The following is a 20,782-nucleotide window of genomic DNA, read 5'->3' as shown; positions in this document are numbered from 1 at the left end:
GACCTGCAGTGGCGGGTATAGCCTGTCACAGGACACGTCCTGAGTTCCCCAGCAACAACCACAAAGAGGATTGCCCCCCATGCGCACCCTGATCCTGTCTGCCCTGATCGCAGGCACTGCCCTGCCCCTGATGACCGCTGCGCCTGCGCTAGCCGCCGAGAGCGCCTCTGCCTCCTCGGCGATCGATGCCGCCGTGGCTGCAGATCTGCGCGGCGAGGACAAGGCCCGCGACAAGTACCGCCACCCCAAGGAGACGCTCGAGTTCTTCCAGGTCGGCCCCGATATGGTCGTCGCCGAATATGCCGCCGATGCGGGGTGGTACACGAAGATCCTCGCCCCGCTGACCGCGACCAGCGGCAAATATGTCGCGCTGGGCGTCTCGCCGACCGCCGCGTCGTTCAGCGAGCAGCGCAAGGCACAGATGGCGGCCTATCCGACCAGCTATCCCGAGCGCGCCGCCAAGGCGACCGGCCTCGCGGCAGACAAGATCCATGCCCATGTCACCAATGCCGTACCTGCCGAGCTCAACGGCAAGGTCGACCGCATCCTGATCCTGCGCATGCTGCACAACATGAACCGCTGGGGCATTCTGGGCAGCGAGCTCGACGCGATGCACAAGATGCTCAAGCCCGGCGGCATGATCGGCATCGAACAGCACCGCGCCAAGGCCGATGCGCCCGCCGCTTATGCCGATGGCTCGAAGGGCTATCTCAAGGAAGCTGACGTCATCGCGATGTTCGAGAAGCACGGCTTCGAACTGGTCGGCAAGAGCGAGATCAACGCCAACCCCAAGGACACGGCCGACTATCCCGATGGCGTGTGGACGCTTCCGCCCAATTATGCGCTGAAGGACCAGGACAAGGCCAAATATGCCGCGATCGGTGAATCCGACCGCATGACGATGCTGTTCCGCAAGAAGTGATGTCTGGCTCGCCGTCGGTCGCATAACCGGCGGCGAGCTTCTGATGCCGGGGGCGATAATGGGTGCGTTTGTCCTGCGGGCGGTGATCTCGGGCATTCTGGTTGCGATCATCGCGCTGGTTTCTCGGCGCAGCCCGGGCCTAGGGGGCCTGATCGCCTCGATCCCGCTGGTTTCGACACTCGGCATGATCTGGCTTTGGAATGACAGCGGTGACCGCGAGCTCGTGGCCAATTATGTGTCGGCCGCCTTCTGGTATTTCCTGCCGACGCTGCCCATGTTCCTGCTCATTCCCTGGATGCTCCGCTCGGGCGTGAGCTTCTGGCTGAGCTTGGGTGCTGGCTGCGGCCTCACCATCATCTTGTATCTGGGCATGGTCGCGCTCCTGCCCCGCATTGGGATCAACGTTTCGCTATGACCGAGATTACCGTCGCTGCCCTGCAGCTGCCGCTGGGTGGCGGTTTGGCCGAGAATATCGATGCTGTCAGCGATCTTGTCGCGCATGCGGCGGACAAGGGCGCGGACATCATCCTGCCGCCCGAACTGTTCGAGGGCCCCTATTTCTGCCAGGTCGAGGACGAGGCGCTGTTCGCGACCGCGCACCCGACCGCCGAGCATCCAAGCGTGCGGGGGATGGCGAAGCTGGCCAGGCAGCTCAAGGTCGCGATCCCCACCAGCTTTTTCGAGCGCGACGGGCCGCATCATTACAACTCGCTGGCGATGATCGATTCCGATGGCGAGATCATGGGCGTCTACCGCAAGAGCCATATCCCGGATGGGCCGGGCTATGAGGAGAAATATTATTTCCGCCCGGGCAATACCGGCTTCAAGGTCTGGGACGTGTGCGGCACACGGATCGGCGTAGGCATCTGCTGGGACCAATGGTATCCCGAATGCGCGCGCGCGATGGCGCTGATGGGCGCGGAGCTGCTCTTCTACCCCACCGCTATCGGATCGGAACCCTATGACACGGACCTCGACACCAGTCGCATGTGGCGGCGTGCGATGCAGGGGCATTCGGTATCGAACTGCATGCCCGTGATCGCCAGCAACCGCATCGGCACCGAAGGCAATCAGAGCTTCTACGGCCACAGCTTCATCACCAACGAATGGGGTGACCTGATCCTGGATTATGGCGCGGAGGAAACCGGTGTGCTCGTCGCGACGCTCGATCTGGCGCAGGCGCGCAAGCACCGCGCGGGCATGGGCTTTTTCCGCGATCGCCGCCCGCAGCTCTACGGGCGGCTCGCCGAGGATATCTGACCGATAAGGCGGTGAAAGTCCCGTCTTATTCGCCGATCCCGTCCCACATTTCCTTGAGCTTGGCGAAGAACCCCGTGCTTTCCGGGCTTTCCTGACCGGTCTCGGTCGCCTGGAATTCGCGCAGCAATTCCTTCTGGCGGGCGCTGAGCTTGGTCGGCGTCTCGACATCGATCTGGATGACCATGTCGCCCGTGCCGCGGCCCTGCAGCACCGGCATGCCTGCGCCGCGCTGGCGCAGCTGCTTGCCCGACTGGATGCCAGCCGGGATGCTGATCTTGTGGCGCTTGCCGTCGAGCCCGGGGATCTCGAGCTCGCCGCCCAGGGCAGCGGTCGTGATGCTGATCGGACAACGCGTGATCAGCGTGGTGCCGTCGCGTTCGAAAATGCGGTGCCGCGCGACATGGATGAAGATGTAGAGGTCACCCGGGGGCGAGCCCTTGGGCCCCGCCTCGCCCTTGCCTGACAGGCGGATGCGCGTGCCATTGTCGACGCCCGGCGGGATGTCGACCGAGAGCGTCTGCTGCTTGTCCACTCGGCCCTCGCCCCGGCAGGTGCGGCACGGGTTCTCGATCACCTGGCCGCTGCCATGGCAGTTCGGGCAGGTCCGCTCGACCACGAAAAAGCCCTGCTGCGCGCGCATCTTGCCGCTGCCGCCACACAGGTTGCAGGTGCGCACCTTGGTGCCGGGCTCCGCGCCCGATCCGTCGCAAGTGTCGCAGGTCGCGGCGACATCGATGGTGATCTCGCTCGCCTTGCCGTGATAGGCCTCTTCGAGCGTGATCTCCATGTCGTAGCGCAGGTCCGCGCCGCGAACGGGGCCGCGGCGACCGCCTGCTCCGCCAAAGCCGCCGCCGAAGATCGTATCGAAAATGTCGCCAAGATCGGAAAAGCCGCCGGCAGCGCCATGACCACCGCCACCGCCTGACATGCCGCTTTCATAGGCCTCGTGGCCATAACGGTCATAGGCCGCGCGCTTCTGCGGATCCTTCAGGGTGTCATAGGCCTGGCTGATCGCCTTGAACTTCGCCTCGGCCTCGGCATCGCCGGGGTTGCGGTCCGGGTGCCATTGCATCGCGAGCTTGCGATACGCCGACTTGAGCGTGGCATCGTCCGCATTGCGCGAAACGCCCAGGCGCTCGTAATAATCTTTGGCTGTGGTCATGGTCATGGGTCGCGATTCATCATGCATCGACCGGGCGGGATCGCGGCGCCGGGGTGGCACTAACCACCCCTGCCCCGCAGTCCCGCCCGGCCGGACTGTCGAACATCAATCCGGCAATCAGTTTTTCGCGTCGCCGTCAACTTCCGAGAACTCGGCGTCGACGACATTGTCCTCAGCCGGAGCAGCCTCGGCCGCAGGAGAGGCAGCTGCCGCCTGTTCCTTTTCGTAGATCGCCTGACCCAGCTTCATCGCGGCCTGGGCGAGCGCTTCGGTCTTCGACTTCATCGCATCCGCCTCGCCGCCCTCGACTGCGGTCTTCAGCTCGGCAATCGCGGTCTCGATCTCGCCCTTGACCGCAGCATCGACCTTGTCGCCATGCTCTTCGAGCTGCTTTTCGGTGCTGTGCAGCAGGCTCTCGGCATTGTTCTTGGCCTCGGCCGTCTCGCGGCGCTTCTTGTCTTCCTCGGCAAAGCGCTCGGCATCCTTGACCATCTGGTCGATGTCAGCATCGCTGAGACCGCCCGAAGCCTGGATGCGGATCTGCTGCTCCTTGCCCGTGCCCTTGTCCTTGGCCGAGACATTGACGATGCCGTTGGCGTCGATGTCGAACGTTACCTCGATCTGCGGCACGCCGCGCGGTGCGGGCGGAATGCCGACCAGGTCGAACTGGCCGAGCAGCTTGTTGTCCGCAGCCATTTCGCGCTCGCCCTGGAAGACGCGGATCGTCACGGCCTGCTGGTTGTCGTCAGCAGTCGAATAGGTCTGCGACTTCTTGGTCGGGATCGTGGTGTTGCGGTCGATCATGCGGGTGAACACGCCACCCAGCGTCTCGATGCCCAGCGACAGCGGGGTCACGTCGAGCAGCAGCACGTCCTTCACGTCACCCTGCAGCACACCCGCCTGGATCGCCGCGCCCATGGCGACGACTTCATCGGGATTCACGCCGGTATGCGGTTCCTTGCCGAAGAACTCCTTCACCACTTCGCGCACGCGCGGCATGCGGGTCATGCCGCCGACGAGCACGACGTCATCGATGTCGGCGGCCTTGAGCCCAGCGTCCTCGAGCGCCTTCTTGCAAGGATCGAGCGTGCGCTTGATCAGATCGGCGACCAGCTTCTCGAGGTCCGCGCGGCTGATGGTCTTCACCAGATGCTTGGGACCGTTCTGGTCGGCGGTGATGAAGGGCAGGTTCACTTCAGTGGTCTGCGCCGAGCTGAGCTCGATCTTCGCCTTTTCCGCGGCTTCCTTCAGACGCTGCAGCGCGAGCTTGTCCTTGGTCAGGTCGATGCCCTCGGCCTTTTTGAACTCGTCGGCCAGGAACTCGACGAGCTTGGAGTCGAAGTCCTCGCCGCCCAGGAAGGTGTCGCCATTGGTCGCCTTCACCTCGAACACGCCATCGCCGATCTCGAGGATCGAGATGTCGAACGTGCCGCCGCCAAGGTCATAGACCGCGATCGTCTTGCCGTCGTTCTTGTCGAGGCCATAAGCGAGCGCTGCTGCGGTCGGCTCGTTGATGATGCGCAGCACTTCAAGGCCGGCGATCTTGCCTGCGTCCTTGGTCGCCTGACGCTGGGCGTCGTTGAAATAGGCCGGTACGGTGATGACCGCCTGGGTCACGGTTTCGCCCAGATAGCTCTCGGCGGTTTCCTTCATCTTCTGCAGCGTGAACGCGCTGATTTCCGAAGGCGAATAATCCTTGCCGCCTGCCTTCACCCAGGCGTCGCCATTGCCGCCCTTGACGATGCTGTAGGGCACCAGCTCCATGTCCTTCTTGGTCAGCGGATCGTCGAAACGACGGCCGATCAGACGCTTGACCGCGAACACGGTGTTTTCAGGATTGGTAACGGCCTGGCGCTTGGCCGGCTGACCGACGAGACGCTCGCCATCCTTGGTGAAGGCGACGATCGACGGCGTGGTGCGCGCGCCTTCCGCGTTTTCGATCACCTTGGGCTTGTCGCCATCCATCACCGACACGCAGCTGTTGGTGGTGCCAAGGTCGATACCGATTACTTTTGCCATAATGCTTTTCCCACGTAACTTTCGATATGCAGATGAAAGAATACGAACCGCCGTCATGCCCCCAAGCATCCGGCAATTCCGTCCCCGTCGGCGGATATAGGATGGCTTTCGCTTGGCACAAGGCATCGCAGTATCTACATCACGGCCATGGCCGATCCGGCCCGTTCCGGCACAGGATGATGAGGGAGAATTCACCGATGCTGCGCATAGTTACGCTGATGGTCACTGGGCTTGCGCTGGCACTGCTCGCCGCGTGCCAGCCGCCCGCACAGCTGCTGGTCGAAAAGGCCTATGTGAAGCTTTCGCCCGTCGAAGGCAGCCCTTCGGTGCTGTATTTCACCATCAAGGGGGGCCCCAGCGACACTGTGCTGCGCTCGATCACCTCGCCCAACATCCTGCGGCTCGAGATGCACGAGACGGTCGAGGAGAACGGCATGTCGATGATGAAGCCGATTACGGCGGTCGCGGTGCCGACGCGGGGCAAGGTCGAGTTCAAGCCGGGCGGCAAGCATGTGATGGTCTGGGGCTTCGACAATGCCTCGCGCAAGGCGGGCAAGGCGACCTTCCTGTTCTCCTTCTCCAATGGCGAGAAGATCGAGGTCGATGCGACGCTCAACGCGATCAAGCCCGAAGACGGCATGGCCCATCACTGATGGCGACCGCGCCGATCGACCGCCCTTTGACGAAGACGGAGATCGATCTGTCGCGTTCGGTCTTCGGCGACGCGATCGCCTATGATCGTGTGCGCATAAGGCTGAAGAAATGGATTTTCTTCCAGCCCAAGCGCACAATCATGGCCCCCATGGGGCATATCCATTTTCACCCTGGTGGAAGCGCCTATTGCGACGATTTCAGCTGCGCCAGCCTGTCGCGCCAGGCATTGTTCATCCACGAGATGGTGCATGTCTGGCAGTATCAGCAGGGTATCTTCCTGCCGCTGAAGCGCCACCCTTTCTGCCGCTATGACTATGCGATCAAGCCGGGCCAGCGCTTTGGGAAGTACGGCATCGAGCAGCAGGCCGAGCTGGTCCGCCACGCTTTCATGCTGCGCCAGGGGGCAAGGGTCCCGGGGGCGCCATCGATCGAGACCTATCGCCAGATCCTGCCGTTTCCGGTATAACCGACCCTATGCCATGTTTCGTCACCCCCGCGTAGGCGGGGGTCCCGCTTCTGAGGCAAGATCGGAACAAAGCGGGATTCCCGTGTTCGCGGGAATGACGTGAAGTTCAATCGGGTAGGTGGATCAATCCGGCTTCTTGGCGACCGCGACCAGCGCGGGGCGCAGCAGCCGGTCCTTGATCATGTAGCCGGCCTGAAGTTCCTGCACCACGGTGCCGGGCTCTGCCTCGTCGCTGGGCAGTTCGATCATTGCCTGGTGCTGGTTGGGATCAAGCGGCAGGCCGATCGCGGCGATGCGCGAGATACCGTGCTTGCCGAACACGCTTTCGAGCTCGCGGCCCGTCGCCTCGAGACCGACGACCAGCCCCTTCCACGCCTCGTCATTGCGGGCATCTTCGGGAATCGCCTGCAGCGCGCGCGTCAGATTGTCCGAGACCGAGAGGATGTCGCGGGCGAAACCGGTCGCGGCATAAGCGCGGGCATCCTGCGCGTCCTTCTCGAGACGGCGGCGCACATTCTGCGTGTCGGCGCGGGCATAGAGCACGTCCTGCTTCGCTTCGGCGAGCTGGGCCTCGAGCGTGGCGATGCGCTCTTCCAGCGCCGCCTGGCCATCGCCCTGTTCCTTCAGGCTGTCCGGCACGCCCTCGAGTTCGGCGGCCGCTTCGGCGTCGATATCGGCGGATTTGCTGGTGTCGTTCTGCGTCACGGTTTCGTCCTGAATCACGGTGTTCCTGCTCATTTCAACAATCGGGTCAGGCTCTGCGCGGTAAAGTCCACCATCGGCACAATACGCGCATAATTGAGGCGGGTGGGACCAATGACCCCGACCACGCCGACAACACGGCCCTCGCCGTCACGATAGGGCGCCGCTATCACGGATGACCCGGAAAGCGAAAACAATTTGTTTTCCGCTCCGATGAAGATGCGGGCCGATCCAGCTTCGCGCGCGCTGTCGAGAAGATGGGCAATGTCCTGCATCGCTTCAAGCTCGTCGAGCAAGCGGCGCACGCGTTCCAGATCAGCCACCGCCTCGTTGTCCAGCAGGTTGGCCTGGCCACGAACGATCAGCACCGGGCGATCCGATCCGTCGCGCGACCACATGGCGAGCCCGCGGCGGACAAGATCGGAACTCGCAGTGTCCAGCGCAGCCCGCTCGCTCAGAATCTCGGCCTCAAGTGCCGCCAGCGCCTGCGGAAGACTGCGCCCCGAAAGCCTGGCACTGATGAAATTGCCTGCCTGGACAAGCATGCTGTCCGTCACGCGCCGGTCCATTTCGAGCACGCGGTTCTCGATGCTGCCGTCATGCCCGACAAGCACCGCCAGTACCTGGTTGTCCGAAAGCCGGACGAAGTTCATCTGGCGCAGGATCGGTTCGCGACGCGGCACCATGACGATCCCGGCACAGGCGGACAGGCCCGACAGCGCCTGGGTCGTGGCGGCCAGCGCGGCTTCGATCGGTCCTGCGCTTTCCAGCTGCTTCTCTATCGCCGCACGCTCTTCGGCCGAGGGCTCGGCGACCTGCATCATCCCATCGACAAAGAGCCTGAGACCCTGCTCGGTCGGCATGCGCCCCGCACTTGTATGTGGCGCAGCGAGCAGACCCAGCTCCTCGAGGTCCTGCATCACGTTGCGGATCGAGGCTGGCGACAGATTGACCGCGGACGTTTTCGAGATCGTGCGCGATCCGACCGGCTGGCCGGTTTCGAGATAGCTCTCGACAACGATGCGGAAAACGTCGCGCGCGCGGTCGTTCAGTTCGGTGAACGGGCTGGTCATGCCCGCAAACTAGGGAGAACCGTCCCCGCTGCCAAGATGGCATGCATGGAAGCGGTCAAACGCCCAAACCGCCGCGCTGTTCAACCGTCGCGAACCAGCCGCACACCTTGGCAAAGGCCGCATCCGACAGATCGACGAACATCCGCCGCGCATCGGCAGGATCGGCGCGGCGCTCGAGCAGTCCCTGGTCAGTCATCATGCGAACCCAGCGCAAGGCCGTGGTCGGCGGCACCGCCGCAGCAATGCACAGGCTGGAAACCGAAACCTGCCTCTTCTCGATCCGCGATGCCGTCAGATCAAGCAGGATGTCCCAGGCCGGGTCGGCGAAAAGATCGGATCGGAAAAAGCGGTCTCGCAACCGTCGCATCGCGATGAGATGACGAATGCGCTGCGCGCTGGGCGGCTTGGCAGGTATCGGGTCAAGCGGCTCTTCCGCCTGATAGGCATAGCTGCGATCGGCGAGTGCCGCGCCGTCCTGGTCATCGCTGCCCTCTTCCGACAGCGCGCCGAGCTGTTCGGCCAGCCGCGCAAGTTCGCTCGCCAGCGACTGGAGCCGTGCGCGTTCATCGCTGCTCGGATCGCGCGCCTGCCGGGTCTGCACCAGCGCGCCAAGCTCGGAAAGCTCGGTCGCAATCAGCACGGGATTGCCGCCGACGACAAAGCGGACACTATGGCCCGCCAGCATGGCGTCGGAAGCATCCATCGTCTCCAGGCTGACCAGCGCAAGCAATCCGCAGTCCGTTGGAAGCGCGGGGAGTGCCACCGGCACCTGCAAACGCCAGTCAAGCACCAGAATATCTGCCGTTTCGGCCTCGCCTATGCCCAAACCCGTGGCGCGCCATCCTGCTGCGTCCACCAGCGCTGCGGTTTCCGCACTGTCGGTGACGAGCGTCAATGGGGGGCGGGAAGACGCAGGCCAGTCGGTCAAGCGTAGCCCTGCGTCTTCTGACATGCCTGTCCCAGCCCCCCTGGAATGCCTCAATCCGCGAAGGGATCGCGGACCAATATGGTATCTTCGCGCTCGGGCGAGGTCGATACCAGCGCCACAGGACACTGGATCAGTTCCTCGACACGCTTGATATACTTGATGGCCTGAGCGGGCAGGTCAACCCAGCTGCGCGCGCCGGCGGTCGATTCATGCCAGCCTTCCATTTCCTCATAAATGGGCTGGACCGCCGCCTGGTCGCCTGCGTGCGCCGGGAAATAGTCGAGCACCTTGCCGTTGAGCCGGTAGCCAGTGCAAATCTTGAGCTTGGGAAATCCATCGAGCACGTCGAGCTTGGTGAGCGCGATGCCGGTCACGCCGGCGACGGCACAGCTCTGCCGCACCAGCGTCGCATCGAACCAGCCACAGCGGCGCTTGCGCCCTGTGACGGTGCCGAATTCATGGCCGCGCTCGCCAAGCCGCTGGCCGGTTTCGTCCTCGAGTTCGGTCGGGAACGGACCCGATCCGACGCGGGTGGTATAGGCCTTGACGATTCCGAGCACGAAGCCGCTTGCCTGCGGTCCAAGCCCGCTGCCGCCCGAGGCCGAACCCGTGATCGTGTTCGACGAGGTGACAAAGGGATAGGTGCCGTGATCGACATCGAGCAAGACGCCCTGTGCGCCTTCGAACAGCATCCGCGCGCCGGCGCGTCGGATCTCGCCCAGGCGCTTCCATACCGGTTGCGCGAACTCGAGCACAAACGGCGCGATCTCGGCCAGTTCGGCGATCAGCTTGGCACGGTCGATCGGCGGTTCGCCAAACCCGGCGCGCAGCGCGTCATGGTGCGCGCACAGACGATCGAGCTGCGGATCGAGCGCGTCGAGATGCGCCAGATCGCACACGCGAATGGCCCGCCTGCCGACCTTATCCTCATAGGCGGGTCCGATACCGCGACGCGTCGTGCCGATCTTGCCCTGGCCGCTGGCATCCTCGCGCAGCGCATCGAGATCGCGGTGGAATGGTAGGATCAGCGGGCAGTTGTCGGCAATCGCTAGGTTGTCCGGGGTGATCTCGACACCCTGACCGCGCAGCTTCTCGACCTCGTCGCGCAGCGCCCAGGGATCGAGCACGACGCCATTGCCGATCACGCTGAACGTGCCGCGCACGATCCCCGAAGGCAGCAGCGACAGCTTGAACACCTTTTCACCGATCACCAGCGTATGCCCGGCATTATGGCCGCCCTGGAAGCGGATCACCGCATCGGCCCGCTCTGCGAGCCAGTCGACGATCTTGCCCTTGCCTTCATCGCCCCATTGGGCGCCGATCACGGTTACATTGGCCACAAACCAACCCTTTTTGATGGTGGAGCGCATGGGGCCGCCACGCGCAAAGCGGGGATGTCCTAGTGACGCCAGGCGCTGGCGTCCAGTCCGTTGCGCCCATCCGCGATACAATTTGATGCACTTCGAGGATGGACCTGGACGAACCGGGCGCGGCAAATTGCCCGTCAGCAAGGGTTGGAGGACGACACATGCTGAAGAAAGGACTTGTCATTCTGGGCGCGGGTCTGCTGATCGCGCCGGTGCTGGCGCAACAGGCGCGCGAAGGAGGACGGATGCTGTCGCGCGAATGCCGACGCGAAGTGGTCCAGCTGTGCGGTTTCAACCGCGGCGAGATGCGCGAGTGCCTGCGCGAGAAGAAGGACCAGCTGTCGCAGCCGTGCAAGGGCGAGATGATGCAGGCGATGGCGAGGCGCATGCAGCAGAGCGACACCAGCACCGAAACGACCGCCCGCGCCCGTACCATCGCCTATGGCAGCAACGGAGCGCAGAAGCTGGACCTGTACCTGCCCGAATCCGCGCGCCCCGCCCGGGGCTATCCCATCGCCGTCTTCGTCCATGGCGGCGGGTGGAGCAAGGGCAGCAAGGACATGGTCCAGCAGAAGCCCGATTTCTTCAACGCGCAAGGCTGGGCCTTCGCCTCGGTCGGTTATCGCCTGCTGCCCGAAGCGCCGGTCGAGCAGCAGGCGGCCGATGTGGCCGCTGCGGTTGCCCGGTTGAAGCGCGACGCCGCGACGCTGGGCATCGACGCCAGCCGGATCGTCCTGATGGGCCATAGCGCCGGAGCGCACCTTTCCGCGCTGGTCGGCACCGATCCGCAATGGCTGGGATCGAACATGACTGACCTGGCCGGCATCATCCTGCTCGACGGGGCCGCCTATGACGTCGCCGAACAGATGCGCCAGGGCAGCTTCATGACCAAGCGGACCTATGAGCCTGCCTTCGGCACCGAACCGGCACGGCAGGCCAGACTGTCGCCGACGCTCCACGCCGCCGCCCCGAATGCACCGCGCTGGCTGATCCTCTACGTTTCGAGGCGGGCCGACGCCACCGCCCAATCCAATGCGCTCGGCCGAGCGCTGCAACAGGCCGGCGCGAAGGTACAGCTCGAGGGTGTGGACGGGGAATCGCACATGACGATCAACCGCGAACTCGGCGTACCGGACAATCCCCAGACCCGTTCGGTCGAGGCGTTCCTGAAATCCCTCTAGATCGCGACGGTGTCCTGACCCATCAGGCGGTGCGTGCAGCCCAGCGCAGCGGCATCGTCCTCGGCCGTGATCGCGGCAACCGTCCGCCAGCCGATCGCGCGCAGACGCGCCGCCGTGCCGCGATCATGACCAAGCGGCAGGAACAGCTTGCCTGCGCCTGCGGCTTCGCCCGCACCGCCCAGATCGAGCAGCGCGTCGGGATAGAGCGAGAAGCCGGTCGCGACCTCCTCGCCGCCCTTGCCGTTCGGGATGGCATAGGTGCCGCCGCGACCCAGCGCGCCGGGGCAACCGTCGGCATAGAGCGAAAAGCCGAACCAGCTCTGATATTCGAAGCCGTGGCGCTCGGTCGGGTCGAGCGTGACGGTCACCGTGTCGGGCAAGGCGGCCACGATCTCGCGCAGCGCGCGAATGCGGCTGGCCAGCGCGCCGCCGGCATCGATCGCCGCCAGTGCGTCGATCGCGGCCTCGAACGGCCCCATCGCGTAGAGCAGCGGCAGATAGGCGTCCGCGCCCAGCGCGGTCAGGCCGCCGGCATCCTTCATGTCGAGCTCGCGCCGGACCGCTCCGATCATGCCCGGCGGCAAGGGAAACGCACTGCTGGCAAGTGTATCGACCAGATCGGGCAAGGTCAGGTCGACGGTGATGCCGGTGGCACCCGCCTGGACCAGCGCCTCGATCGCGATCCGCACCACCTCCTGCGCGGCGGCGATATTGTCATGCCCGATCAGCTCCGCGCCAATCTGCAACCGCTCGCGTTCGGGCGCGAGCTGGTCGGACGCGATCCGCAGCACCTGTCCTGCATAGCTCAGCCGCAGCGGACGCGGTGCCGACGCCATCAGCGTCGTCGCGACGCGCCCCACCTGCACGGTAATGTCCGAGCGGATGGCGAGCGTGCGCATCGAGGAGGGATCGACCATGCGGAAAAGATGCTGACGCCCCGTGCCCTGCATCCGCGTGGCGAGCGAGCGCTCATATTCCACCAGCGGCGGCGACACCCGGTCATAGCCGTGCGCGGCGAAAACCTGCATCGCGTTGCGGGTCAGCCAGGCAGCCTGTTCGGCGCGCGGGGGGAGCAGATCGGCGAGACCTGCGGGAAGGATATCGGGATTCGCTTCAGACATGCGGCTGCGCTTAGACGATAAGCGGCGCGGGGAAAACCGTGCAGCGGCGGTTGGGATCAGACAGCCAGGATCAGGCGGCGTTGATGCCCGCCGTGTTGACCATCGCATCCTTGATGGCAAACGCATCGCGCGCCCAGTTGGTGCTGTGCGGCACCTTCGTGCTGGCATCGATCGTCGCGTCCTCGATCAACGGGAACAGTTCGGTCTCTTCGCGGTCGACGCGAGCGAACATGATCAGGACGCGTTGCTTGGCCTTGTGCCGGTACCCATGCCAGTCGGCGGCAATACGCTCCTGCGTCCAGTATTTGCCCTGTTCGACATAGTCGCCGAACAGCGAGGACAAATCCTGTTGAAAGCACTCGCCCTTCGCACGGACATCGGGCCGCGGATCGCTGAGAAGCTTGGCATAGAGATAGCGGTCTTCGAGCGCGAGATGCTGCATGACATGGCTGCTGAGCCGCCAGCGTCTCTCCGCAAGTTCCTGCGGGTCGGGCATTTCAGGAAGGTCGAGCAGGGCGATCAGACTTTCGCCCATCTGCCGCAATACGGCGTGATCTTGCAAAAATTTGTCGAGCATGCAGGCAGCCCCTTCCGGATGAGCCACCATAGCACCGACACATTAAGTCAGTGTAAACGTTTGCGGATGGTATCCGCAGAGTCCAGTGGGCCTGCGGAGCGGCAGAGCCGCCCCGCAGGCTGCACGCAGACGATCAGGCTGCCGAGGACAGGCGGACAGCCGCCATCTTGCCACGACGGTCCTGTTCCAGCTCGAAGTTCACGCGCTGGTCGCGATCGAGCGTGTGCATGCCCGACGCTTCGACCGCGCTGATGTGCACGAACGCGTCGTTACCGCCGTCATCGGGCTGGATGAAGCCATAGCCCTTGTCGGCGTTGAAAAACTTTACGGTGCCAATAGGCATAGTCATTTCCTTAAGAGTAGAACGCAGCAGGCCACGAATGTTGTGGACAATCCTTGCCGCGCGGTTGGAGCCGGAAGTTCGATTGCGACCCCTGCAACGCCCGGCTCCGGCCATTGCGAGGGAAGAAGAGCGCGCCCATGAAGGACACGCTCCGATGGCGTCAGCAGGGCAGGAAGCTGCCGGGCTGAGGGTAAGCGTGGACGTGCAATTGCGCACGATGATGCCGCACATGCCCGCGCTGCGTCTCGCGCTCGCCGCCGGTAGGGGCGTAAAGCGCGCGCAGCTGCGCGATGTGGAGATTCTGGAAGAGCTGATTGATGTCGGGCAAGGCTGTCGCTCAATTTGCTGTACAAGCAAGAGCGTGGAGCAGCGATGCCGCAGGTCTCTCAGTCGCGCGTAGGCTTGGGATCAGGATCGCGCGATGGGCATGATTTAGCAGCAAAACCTGCAAAAGTCGCGCACCAATTGCAGAAACTGTAAATTGTGCGACGAAGCGCTTATTCTGCCCCGGGCGGCTTGCCAAAAATATTGACATCGTCGGGCCTGATCCAGCCATTCATGTAATTGGCATAGAACAGCCCGAAGGCGGCTGCGGAGATCACGGTGGTGATCGCCATGACCTTGAGCGGCTTGAAATTGGCCGGCGCACTGTCCGCCTGGCCGCGCACTTTCTCAACACCCATCTCGTCTGCGGTGCGCACGCCGAAAGGCATTACCACAAAGGCCGTGATGACCCAGAACAACAGATAGATGGCAAGAATGCTCGTCCAACTCATGTCGAAATGCCCCTGATCACCGCGCTCAAAATGGGTCAGCCCGCCTCGATCATCAAGACCGTGACCACGGGCTTCTTGCCCGTCCAGCGGGTCGCCGCGCGGCGCACGGCCAGACGGATCGCCTCCTGCACGTCATCGCTGGTCTGCGGTCCCCGCCCCTTGCCTTTGCCCTTGGGCGACGGCTTTTCAATCGCTTCGCGCACGTCCTCCACCGCCTCGGCAATGAACACGTCGAGATCATCCTCGACCGGCAGACCCAACGGACGCAGCACCGGGTCACCGACCAGGCGGCCCTTGCTGTTGAGCGCAACCGCGACACTAACCTGCCCGTTCAGCGCCAGCTTGCGCCGCTCGCCCATGGTCAGCCCATCGGCGGGCAGGATGACATCGCCGTCGAGCACCAGCCTCCCGGCGCGCTCGTGCCCGATCACGCCCGGCTCGCCCGGTGCCAGTCGCACCAGATCGCCATTCTTCTGGACGACGGCATGCGGAATGCCGAGCTCGAGCCCAAGCCGCGCCTGTTCGGCCATGTGGCGCATTTCGCCATGCACCGGCACCAGCACCTTCGGACGGATCCAGCGGTACATCTCTGCCAGTTCGGGGCGTCCCGGATGGCCGGACACGTGAATATCGGCCTGGCGGTCGGTGATCATCTGGATGCCGTCCGCCGCCAGCCGGTTCTGGATGCGGCCGATCGCGATCTCGTTGCCCGGGATGACCTTGGACGAGAAGAGCACGGTGTCCCCCTCTTCCAGCTTGATCTGATGATTGCCCTCGGCAACGCGCGCCAACGCGGCACGCGGCTCGCCCTGCCCGCCGGTTGCGACGATCAGTATCTCGCGCCGCGGCAGGCCCATGGCGGTGTCGAAATCGACCAGTTCGGGCAGGTCGAGCAGATAGCCGTTCGCCTTGGCGACGGCGATGATCCTGTCGAGCGAGCGCCCGGCGACGCACAGCTGACGGTTGGTCGCACGCGCAACCTCGCCCAGCGTGTGCAGCCGCGCGACGTTCGAGGCGAAGGTTGTAATCAGCGCCCGGCCCTTGAGCGGCTTGACCGCAGCGATCAGCGCATCGCGCACCTCGCCTTCGGAGCCCGAGCTTTCGGGATTGAACACATTGGTCGAATCGCAGACGAGTGCGAGCACGCCTTCGTCGCCCAGCTTCGTCAGCGCCTCCGGCGTCGAGGGCACGCCGATCAGCGGCTCGTCGTCAAGCTTCCAGTCGCCGGTATGGAAGACGCGGCCATAAGGCGTGTCGATCAGCAGCGCATTGCCTTCGGCGATCGAGTGCGCAAGCGGCAGATAGCGGAAACCGAAGGGGCCAAGCTGCAGGCTGCCGTCATTCTCGACGACATTGAGCGTGACGTCGTTGACCAGTCCCTGCTCTTCCAGCTTGCGGCGGATCAGATCGGCGGTGAACGGCGTGGCGAAAAGCGGCACGCCCAGGTCCGCCGCCAGATAGGGCAGCGCACCGATATGGTCCTCATGCCCATGCGTCAGCACGATGCCGAGCAGGTCCTCGGCGCGCTCCTCGATGAACTCAAGATCGGGAAACACCAGTTCGACACCCGGATAGGCGGGATCGCTGAACGTCATGCCCAGATCGACCATGACCCATTTGCCATCACAGCCATAGAGATTGGCGTTCATGCCGATCTCGCCCGACCCGCCAAGGGCCAGGAACAACAATTCTTTACCGGGTGTCATCTAGTCAAAAAGCCCTTTCAGCGATCATCGCCAGACCCTGAAGCGTCAGGTCCGGCTCGACCGCATCAAATATCGTCGTGTGCCGATCGAACAGCACTGCCAGCCCGCCGGTGGCGATCACCTTGGCGGGTCGGCCGATTTCCGCGCGCATCCGGGCCACCAGCCCTTCCATCATCGCGACATAGCCCCAGAAAACGCCGATCTGCATCTGGTCTTCGGTATTGCGTCCGATCACCGATCCGTCGGTATCCGGTATCTCGATGGCGATGCGCGGCAGCTTGGCCGCTGCGCTGACCAGGGCGTCGAGCGACAGGTTGATGCCTGGCGCGATGATGCCGCCCTTGTACGCGCCGGTATAATCCACGACGTCATAGGTGGTTGCGGTGCCAAAGTCGATGACGATCAGATCACCGGGGTGCAATGCGTGCGCGGCGATGGTGTTGACCGCCCTGTCCGCCCCCAGCGAGCGCGGTTCGTCCACATCGATCTGGATGCGCCAGTCCGCCGGCTCCACCCCGGCGACCAGCGGCTCGACATCGAAATACTTGCGCGAGAGCATCTGCAGATTGTGCAGCGCGCGCGGCACTACCGTCGAGATGATGACATTGGCAATGTCCTGACGGACAAAGCCCTCGATCGCGAGCAGCTGGTTGAGCCAGACCGCATATTCGTCCGCTGTCCGCCGAGGATCGGTCGAAATCCGCCAGCGCGCCTTGATCGTAAGGCCGTTGAACAGGGCGAACACGGCATTGGTGTTGCCGACATCAATCGCAAGCAGCATTTCGCACACCCCTCGTTAGAAACCCACGGTATCAACCGACAAGATCGACATCTCCGGCGCTGATCGTCTCCGATCGACCGTCGGCCAGGCGCAGTCGCAATGCGCCATCGGCAGCCAGGCCATCGAAAACCCCTTCCAGGCGGTCGCCAGGTCCGCGCTGGACCGCCATCGCCTCGCCGGGCTTATGCGCGGCGGCGCACCAGACATCAAGCAGCGTTGCAGACGACACCGAACGCCATTGCGCGAGCCTGGTGGCGAACCGATCGGCGAGCAGCTCGATGACTGCCGCCGCATCGATCTGCGCCAGGGCTCCAAGATCGCGCAGACAGGTGACCTTGCGTCCGGGCACATCCGGGGCAAGCGCGACATTCATGCCGATCCCGACCACGACCGCATCGCCGCGCCGTTCGAGCAGGATGCCCGCGAGCTTTGCGCCATCGACATGCACGTCATTGGGCCATTTTAGTCGTGCACCACAATCGGGCAGGATCTGGAGCACGGTATCGTGCACCGCGAGCGCGGTGACGAAGGCGAGCAGATGCGCCGGCGGATCGTCGAGGCGAAGCCGCACGAGCGTGCTGCAGTACAGGTTGCCGATCGGGCTCAGCCATTGCCGGCCCAACCGTCCCCTGCCCCCGTCCTGTTGCTCGGCACGCAGCCAAAGGCCTTCGGGCGCGCCCGTATCGGCGCGCACCATCATATCGGCATTGGTGGAGCCGGTCAGCGCGACCGTTTCGATCACGCTGCCCAGAACAGTGCCTTGGCAGCACCAGCCGTGACCGGGCTGAGCGCGAGCGTGGCGAAATAGCCGAGCGGCGAGACGAAGAGCGCGGTCAGCGTTACCAGCGCCATGCGCGCGGTGGAATCGCTCGGCGCGATGACGTCGGCGGGTTCGTCAAAATACATGACCTTGACGACCTTGAGATAATAGAACGCGCCGATCACCGAAGCGGCGATACCGATAGCGGCGAGCGGGATCAGGCCGGCGGCTACCGCAGCATCGAACACCACGAACTTGCCCCAGAAGCCGAACAGCGGCGGAATGCCTGCAAGGCTGAACATGAACACGGCGAGCGCAGCCGCCAGGCCCGGACGCGTCTTCGACAGACCAGCCAGCTTGGCAATCTCTTCCACCGGGCGGCCTTCGCGATCGTTCAGATCGAGCACGCAGATGAAGCTGCCCAGCGTCATCGCGACATAGATGATGAGATAGGTCATCATCGCCGACGCGCCCTCGGGCGTGCCGGTGGCAAGGCCGATCAGGATGAAGCCGACATTGTTGATCGACGAATAGGCGAGCAGGCGCTTGATGTTGGTCTGCCCGATCGCCGCGACACCGCCAAGGATGATCGAGGCGAGCGCGACGAAGATCACGATCTGCTGCCACACCGCCTGCTGGCCGCCGAATGCCTCGATCGCGACGCGCATGGTCAGCGCCATCGCGGCGACCTTGGGTGCGGTGGCGAAGAAGGTGGTCACCGGGGTCGGCGCGCCTTCATAGACGTCGGGGGTCCACATGTGGAACGGCACCGCGCTGATCTTGAACGCCAAGCCCGAGAGCACGAAGACGATCCCGAACAGCGCGCCGGTCGATACGCCATCGGCAAAGGCGGTCTGGATGCCGATGAAGCTGGTGGTGCCGGTAAAGCCGTAGAGCAGCGACATGCCGAACAGCAGGATGCCGCTCGCCAGTGCGCCAAGCACGAAATACTTGAGCCCCGCCTCAGCCGAGCGATCGTCGCTGCGCAGGAAGCTCGCCAGCACATAGGCGGCAAGGCTCTGCATCTCGAGGCCGACATAGAGCGTCAGCAGATCGACCGCCGAGACCATCAGCCCCATGCCGATCGACGCGAACAGGATGAGGACCGGATATTCAGGGCGCATCAGATTGCCGCGCGCGAAGAACTTGGGCGCGACGATGATGCAGCCGATCGCGGAGAGGAACACCAGGATCTTCGACAGCGAGGCGAAGCGGTCCATGCGATACTGGCCGTAAAATGCGTCGGCGCCTTCAGCAAACGACGGGTTCAGCAGGAAGTTGAACGACAGCGCCAGCGCGCCGAACAGCGCGACGACGGTCAGCACACTGACCAGACGCGACGACTGCACGCCGCCCCAGGCCGCGATCAGCAGCAGGACGAGACTGGAAAGGCTGAGGACGATTTCCGGCGAGGCCAGCTGGAACCAGAGTTCGTAATTCATCAGTGATGGCCTTCTTCAGCATGGGCGGCGGGCATCAGCGCAGGCGCCTTGCCCATCTTCACCTGCGCGTCACCCGCAGGCTTGACCGAGGCGAGCCGCGCTTCGAGCGCGCCCACATCCTTGCGCATCGGCGCCATGAAACTTTCGGGATATACGCCCATCCACAGCACGACGAGCGCGATGGGGAGGAGCAGCGCAATCTCGCGCTTGTTGAGATCGGGCATGGCGGCGACGTCATCGGACTTGATCACGCCATAGGCTACGCGGCGGTAGAGATAGAGCATGTAAGCCGCGCCCAGGATGATGCCGGTGGTGCAGACGATGGCCGCCCAGCTCGACACCTCGTAGACGCCGACCAGCGAGAGGAATTCGCCGACGAAACCGCTGGTGCCCGGCAGGCCGATCGAGGCCATGGTGAACAGCAGGAACAACAGCGCATAACGCGGCATGTTGATCGAAAGGCCGCCGTACCGGTCGATCTCGCGGGTGTGCAGACGGTCGTAGATCACGCCGACGCACAGGAACAGCGCGCCCGAAACCAGACCATGGCTGAGCATCACCACCAGCGCGCCTTCAAGCCCCTGACGGTTGAACGCGAACAGGCCGACGGTGACGATCGCCATATGCGCGACCGACGAATAGGCGATGAGCTTCTTCATGTCGCTCTGCACCAGCGCAATCAGCGAGGTATAGACGACCGCGACCATCGACAGCGCGAGCACAAGCCACATGTAATCGACCGAGGCTTCCGGGAACATCGGCAGCGAGAAGCGGATGAAGCCATAGCCGCCCATCTTGAGCAGTACGCCGGCAAGGATCACCGAACCGGCGGTCGGCGCCTGCACGTGCGCATCGGGCAACCAGGTGTGCACCGGCCACATGGGCATCTTGACCGCAAAGCTGGCGAAGAAGGCGAGCCAGAGCCAGGCCTGCGCCTCAACCGGGAAGTCATAGGCCATCAGCGTCGGGATGTCCGACGTACCCGCCTCGTTCACCATCCAGAACATCGCGATCAGCATCAGCACCGATCCGAGCAGGGTGTAGAGGAAGAACTTGTAGCTGGCGTATATGCGGTTCGCACCGCCCCAGATGCCGATGATCAGGTACATCGGAATCAGGCCGGCCTCGAAGAAGATGTAGAACAGGAAGATGTCCTGCGCGGCGAAGACGCCGATCATCAGCACTTCCATCAGCAGGAACGCGGCCATGTATTCGCCGACGCGCGTCTCGATCGCTTCCCAACTCGCACCGATGCAGATGGGCATCAGGAAGACCGAGAGCATGATGAGCATGAGGGCGATGCCGTCGATGCCCAGCGCCCAGCTGAAGCGGTCGAACAAAGCCGCTTTCTCGACGAACTGCCACTGCGCGCCGCCGATATCGAAATTCATCCACAGTACAATGCCCAGCGCCAGATCAACCAGCGTTGCGAGCAGCGCGATCCAGCGCGCGGCATTGGCGCTGACGAACAGGCACGCAACAGCCGCCGCCATCGGCACGGCGAGCATCAGCGACAGGATAGGAAAGCCCAGTTCGTTCATG

The 20,782-nt window shown here is 63.9% G+C and carries 22 protein-coding genes; 6 read left to right on the top strand and 16 right to left on the bottom strand.

Annotated elements, in window-relative coordinates; translation table 11 throughout:
- Window positions 1-79 precede the first annotated feature (79 nt).
- Genes FG486_RS15550 through aguB form a run of 3 tightly spaced genes read left to right on the top strand, consistent with a single transcriptional unit; the run spans window position 80 to window position 2,182 of the window.
- Window positions 80-922: a class I SAM-dependent methyltransferase gene (locus FG486_RS15550; RefSeq protein ID WP_066275351.1), complete on the top strand. Its 843-nt coding sequence runs from the start codon at window positions 80-82 to the stop codon at window positions 920-922.
- Window positions 923-980: 58 nt separating this feature from the next.
- On the top strand, window positions 981-1,337 hold the full coding sequence (locus FG486_RS15545) for a DUF3147 family protein (RefSeq protein ID WP_066275343.1): 357 nt from the start codon (window positions 981-983) through the stop codon (window positions 1,335-1,337).
- Entirely contained in the window at window positions 1,334-2,182 is an 849-nt protein-coding gene (gene aguB / locus FG486_RS15540; protein WP_181268206.1) for an N-carbamoylputrescine amidase, read from the top strand. Before FG486_RS15545 ends, aguB begins: the two co-directional genes overlap by 4 nt.
- 25 nt (window positions 2,183-2,207) lie before the next feature.
- On the opposite strand, the gene dnaJ is transcribed toward aguB, so the two are convergent.
- Window positions 2,208-3,344 carry a molecular chaperone DnaJ gene (dnaJ, locus tag FG486_RS15535; RefSeq protein ID WP_181268412.1) on the bottom strand — a complete coding sequence of 379 codons (1,137 nt, stop codon included), beginning with the start codon at window positions 3,342-3,344 and terminating at the stop codon, window positions 2,208-2,210.
- A 117-nt stretch (window positions 3,345-3,461) separates the two neighbouring features.
- The gene (gene dnaK / locus FG486_RS15530; RefSeq protein ID WP_181268205.1) at window positions 3,462-5,363 is read right to left on the bottom strand and encodes a molecular chaperone DnaK; all 1,902 of its coding nucleotides are present in this window, start codon (window positions 5,361-5,363) and stop codon (window positions 3,462-3,464) included.
- Between the two features lie 197 nt (window positions 5,364-5,560).
- Here dnaK and FG486_RS15525 point away from each other — a divergent pair, with 197 nt between their 5' ends.
- On the top strand, window positions 5,561-6,016 hold the full coding sequence (locus FG486_RS15525) for a copper chaperone PCu(A)C (protein ID WP_066275334.1): 456 nt from the start codon (window positions 5,561-5,563) through the stop codon (window positions 6,014-6,016).
- Complete coding sequence (locus FG486_RS15520) at window positions 6,016-6,483, top strand: vgr related protein (RefSeq protein WP_066275328.1); 468 nt, start codon at window positions 6,016-6,018, stop codon at window positions 6,481-6,483. The genes FG486_RS15525 and FG486_RS15520 overlap by 1 nt, the downstream gene beginning before the upstream one ends.
- Before the next feature lie 123 nt (window positions 6,484-6,606).
- Here the strand turns inward: FG486_RS15520 and grpE are convergent, their stop codons facing one another.
- Genes grpE through FG486_RS15500 form a run of 4 tightly spaced genes read right to left on the bottom strand, consistent with a single transcriptional unit; the run spans window position 6,607 to window position 10,526 of the window.
- Entirely contained in the window at window positions 6,607-7,221 is a 615-nt protein-coding gene (gene grpE / locus FG486_RS15515) for a nucleotide exchange factor GrpE (protein WP_171007721.1), read from the bottom strand.
- Complete coding sequence (gene hrcA, locus FG486_RS15510; RefSeq protein ID WP_181268204.1) at window positions 7,218-8,258, bottom strand: heat-inducible transcriptional repressor HrcA; 1,041 nt, start codon at window positions 8,256-8,258, stop codon at window positions 7,218-7,220. Before hrcA ends, grpE begins: the two co-directional genes overlap by 4 nt.
- 55 nt (window positions 8,259-8,313) lie before the next feature.
- Window positions 8,314-9,186, bottom strand: a complete 873-nt coding sequence (locus FG486_RS15505) for a MarR family winged helix-turn-helix transcriptional regulator (RefSeq protein ID WP_181268203.1) — start codon at window positions 9,184-9,186, stop codon at window positions 8,314-8,316.
- A 50-nt stretch (window positions 9,187-9,236) separates the two neighbouring features.
- Window positions 9,237-10,526: an adenylosuccinate synthase gene (locus tag FG486_RS15500; RefSeq protein WP_066275431.1), complete on the bottom strand. Its 1,290-nt coding sequence runs from the start codon at window positions 10,524-10,526 to the stop codon at window positions 9,237-9,239.
- A 188-nt stretch (window positions 10,527-10,714) separates the two neighbouring features.
- On the opposite strand from FG486_RS15500, the gene FG486_RS15495 reads away from it, so the two are divergent.
- On the top strand, window positions 10,715-11,734 hold the full coding sequence (locus FG486_RS15495) for an alpha/beta hydrolase (RefSeq protein ID WP_206678405.1): 1,020 nt from the start codon (window positions 10,715-10,717) through the stop codon (window positions 11,732-11,734).
- On the opposite strand, the gene FG486_RS15490 is transcribed toward FG486_RS15495, so the two are convergent.
- From FG486_RS15490 to FG486_RS15445, 10 genes are all read right to left on the bottom strand, one after another.
- A complete protein-coding gene (locus tag FG486_RS15490; RefSeq protein WP_066275315.1) occupies window positions 11,731-12,855 on the bottom strand; it encodes an ATP phosphoribosyltransferase regulatory subunit in 1,125 nt (374 codons plus the stop codon). The two genes, FG486_RS15495 and FG486_RS15490, sit on opposite strands and share 4 nt — an antisense overlap.
- A gap of 70 nt (window positions 12,856-12,925) precedes the next feature.
- The gene (locus FG486_RS15485; RefSeq protein WP_181268202.1) at window positions 12,926-13,432 is read right to left on the bottom strand and encodes a hemerythrin domain-containing protein; all 507 of its coding nucleotides are present in this window, start codon (window positions 13,430-13,432) and stop codon (window positions 12,926-12,928) included.
- Between the two features lie 133 nt (window positions 13,433-13,565).
- The gene (locus FG486_RS15480; RefSeq protein ID WP_031317999.1) at window positions 13,566-13,775 is read right to left on the bottom strand and encodes a cold-shock protein; all 210 of its coding nucleotides are present in this window, start codon (window positions 13,773-13,775) and stop codon (window positions 13,566-13,568) included.
- A 160-nt stretch (window positions 13,776-13,935) separates the two neighbouring features.
- A complete protein-coding gene (locus FG486_RS15475) occupies window positions 13,936-14,103 on the bottom strand; it encodes a hypothetical protein (RefSeq protein ID WP_156447402.1) in 168 nt (55 codons plus the stop codon).
- Window positions 14,104-14,272: 169 nt separating this feature from the next.
- Window positions 14,273-14,551 carry a DUF1467 family protein gene (locus FG486_RS15470; protein ID WP_181268201.1) on the bottom strand — a complete coding sequence of 93 codons (279 nt, stop codon included), beginning with the start codon at window positions 14,549-14,551 and terminating at the stop codon, window positions 14,273-14,275.
- A gap of 35 nt (window positions 14,552-14,586) precedes the next feature.
- A complete protein-coding gene (locus FG486_RS15465) occupies window positions 14,587-16,257 on the bottom strand; it encodes a ribonuclease J (protein ID WP_181268200.1) in 1,671 nt (556 codons plus the stop codon).
- 4 nt (window positions 16,258-16,261) lie between these two features.
- Window positions 16,262-17,038 (bottom strand): type III pantothenate kinase, encoded by a 777-nt coding sequence (locus FG486_RS15460; protein WP_181268199.1) that lies wholly within the window; start codon window positions 17,036-17,038, stop codon window positions 16,262-16,264.
- 31 nt (window positions 17,039-17,069) lie between these two features.
- Entirely contained in the window at window positions 17,070-17,780 is a 711-nt protein-coding gene (locus FG486_RS15455) for a biotin--[acetyl-CoA-carboxylase] ligase (protein WP_181268198.1), read from the bottom strand.
- Window positions 17,777-19,240: an NADH-quinone oxidoreductase subunit NuoN gene (gene nuoN, locus FG486_RS15450; protein ID WP_181268197.1), complete on the bottom strand. Its 1,464-nt coding sequence runs from the start codon at window positions 19,238-19,240 to the stop codon at window positions 17,777-17,779. The genes FG486_RS15455 and nuoN overlap by 4 nt, the downstream gene beginning before the upstream one ends.
- On the bottom strand, window positions 19,240-20,781 hold the full coding sequence (locus FG486_RS15445) for an NADH-quinone oxidoreductase subunit M (protein WP_181268196.1): 1,542 nt from the start codon (window positions 20,779-20,781) through the stop codon (window positions 19,240-19,242). Before FG486_RS15445 ends, nuoN begins: the two co-directional genes overlap by 1 nt.
- Window position 20,782 lies beyond the last annotated feature (1 nt).

The sequence above is a fragment of the Blastomonas ursincola genome (assembly GCF_013607875.1).
Classification (GTDB): Bacteria; Pseudomonadota; Alphaproteobacteria; order Sphingomonadales; family Sphingomonadaceae; genus Blastomonas; species Blastomonas ursincola.
Note: the sequence above shows the minus strand (reverse complement) of the source record. Positions and strands in the feature narration are given on the sequence as shown.

Coding starts and splice junctions, on each gene's coding strand:
- FG486_RS15550 (WP_066275351.1), top strand. CDS start 80: ATGCGCACCCTGATCCTGTCTGCCCTGATCGCAGGCACTGCCCTGCCC.
- FG486_RS15545 (WP_066275343.1), top strand. CDS start 981: ATGGGTGCGTTTGTCCTGCGGGCGGTGATCTCGGGCATTCTGGTTGCG.
- aguB (WP_181268206.1), top strand. CDS start 1,334: ATGACCGAGATTACCGTCGCTGCCCTGCAGCTGCCGCTGGGTGGCGGT.
- dnaJ (WP_181268412.1), bottom strand. CDS start 3,344: ATGACCACAGCCAAAGATTATTACGAGCGCCTGGGCGTTTCGCGCAAT.
- dnaK (WP_181268205.1), bottom strand. CDS start 5,363: ATGGCAAAAGTAATCGGTATCGACCTTGGCACCACCAACAGCTGCGTG.
- FG486_RS15525 (WP_066275334.1), top strand. CDS start 5,561: ATGCTGCGCATAGTTACGCTGATGGTCACTGGGCTTGCGCTGGCACTG.
- FG486_RS15520 (WP_066275328.1), top strand. CDS start 6,016: ATGGCGACCGCGCCGATCGACCGCCCTTTGACGAAGACGGAGATCGAT.
- grpE (WP_171007721.1), bottom strand. CDS start 7,221: ATGAGCAGGAACACCGTGATTCAGGACGAAACCGTGACGCAGAACGAC.
- hrcA (WP_181268204.1), bottom strand. CDS start 8,258: ATGACCAGCCCGTTCACCGAACTGAACGACCGCGCGCGCGACGTTTTC.
- FG486_RS15495 (WP_206678405.1), top strand. CDS start 10,715: ATGCTGAAGAAAGGACTTGTCATTCTGGGCGCGGGTCTGCTGATCGCG.
- FG486_RS15490 (WP_066275315.1), bottom strand. CDS start 12,855: ATGTCTGAAGCGAATCCCGATATCCTTCCCGCAGGTCTCGCCGATCTG.
- FG486_RS15485 (WP_181268202.1), bottom strand. CDS start 13,432: ATGCTCGACAAATTTTTGCAAGATCACGCCGTATTGCGGCAGATGGGC.
- FG486_RS15480 (WP_031317999.1), bottom strand. CDS start 13,775: ATGCCTATTGGCACCGTAAAGTTTTTCAACGCCGACAAGGGCTATGGC.
- FG486_RS15470 (WP_181268201.1), bottom strand. CDS start 14,551: ATGAGTTGGACGAGCATTCTTGCCATCTATCTGTTGTTCTGGGTCATC.
- FG486_RS15465 (WP_181268200.1), bottom strand. CDS start 16,257: ATGACACCCGGTAAAGAATTGTTGTTCCTGGCCCTTGGCGGGTCGGGC.
- FG486_RS15460 (WP_181268199.1), bottom strand. CDS start 17,038: ATGCTGCTTGCGATTGATGTCGGCAACACCAATGCCGTGTTCGCCCTG.
- nuoN (WP_181268197.1), bottom strand. CDS start 19,240: ATGAATTACGAACTCTGGTTCCAGCTGGCCTCGCCGGAAATCGTCCTC.
- FG486_RS15445 (WP_181268196.1), bottom strand. CDS start 20,781: ATGAACGAACTGGGCTTTCCTATCCTGTCGCTGATGCTCGCCGTGCCG.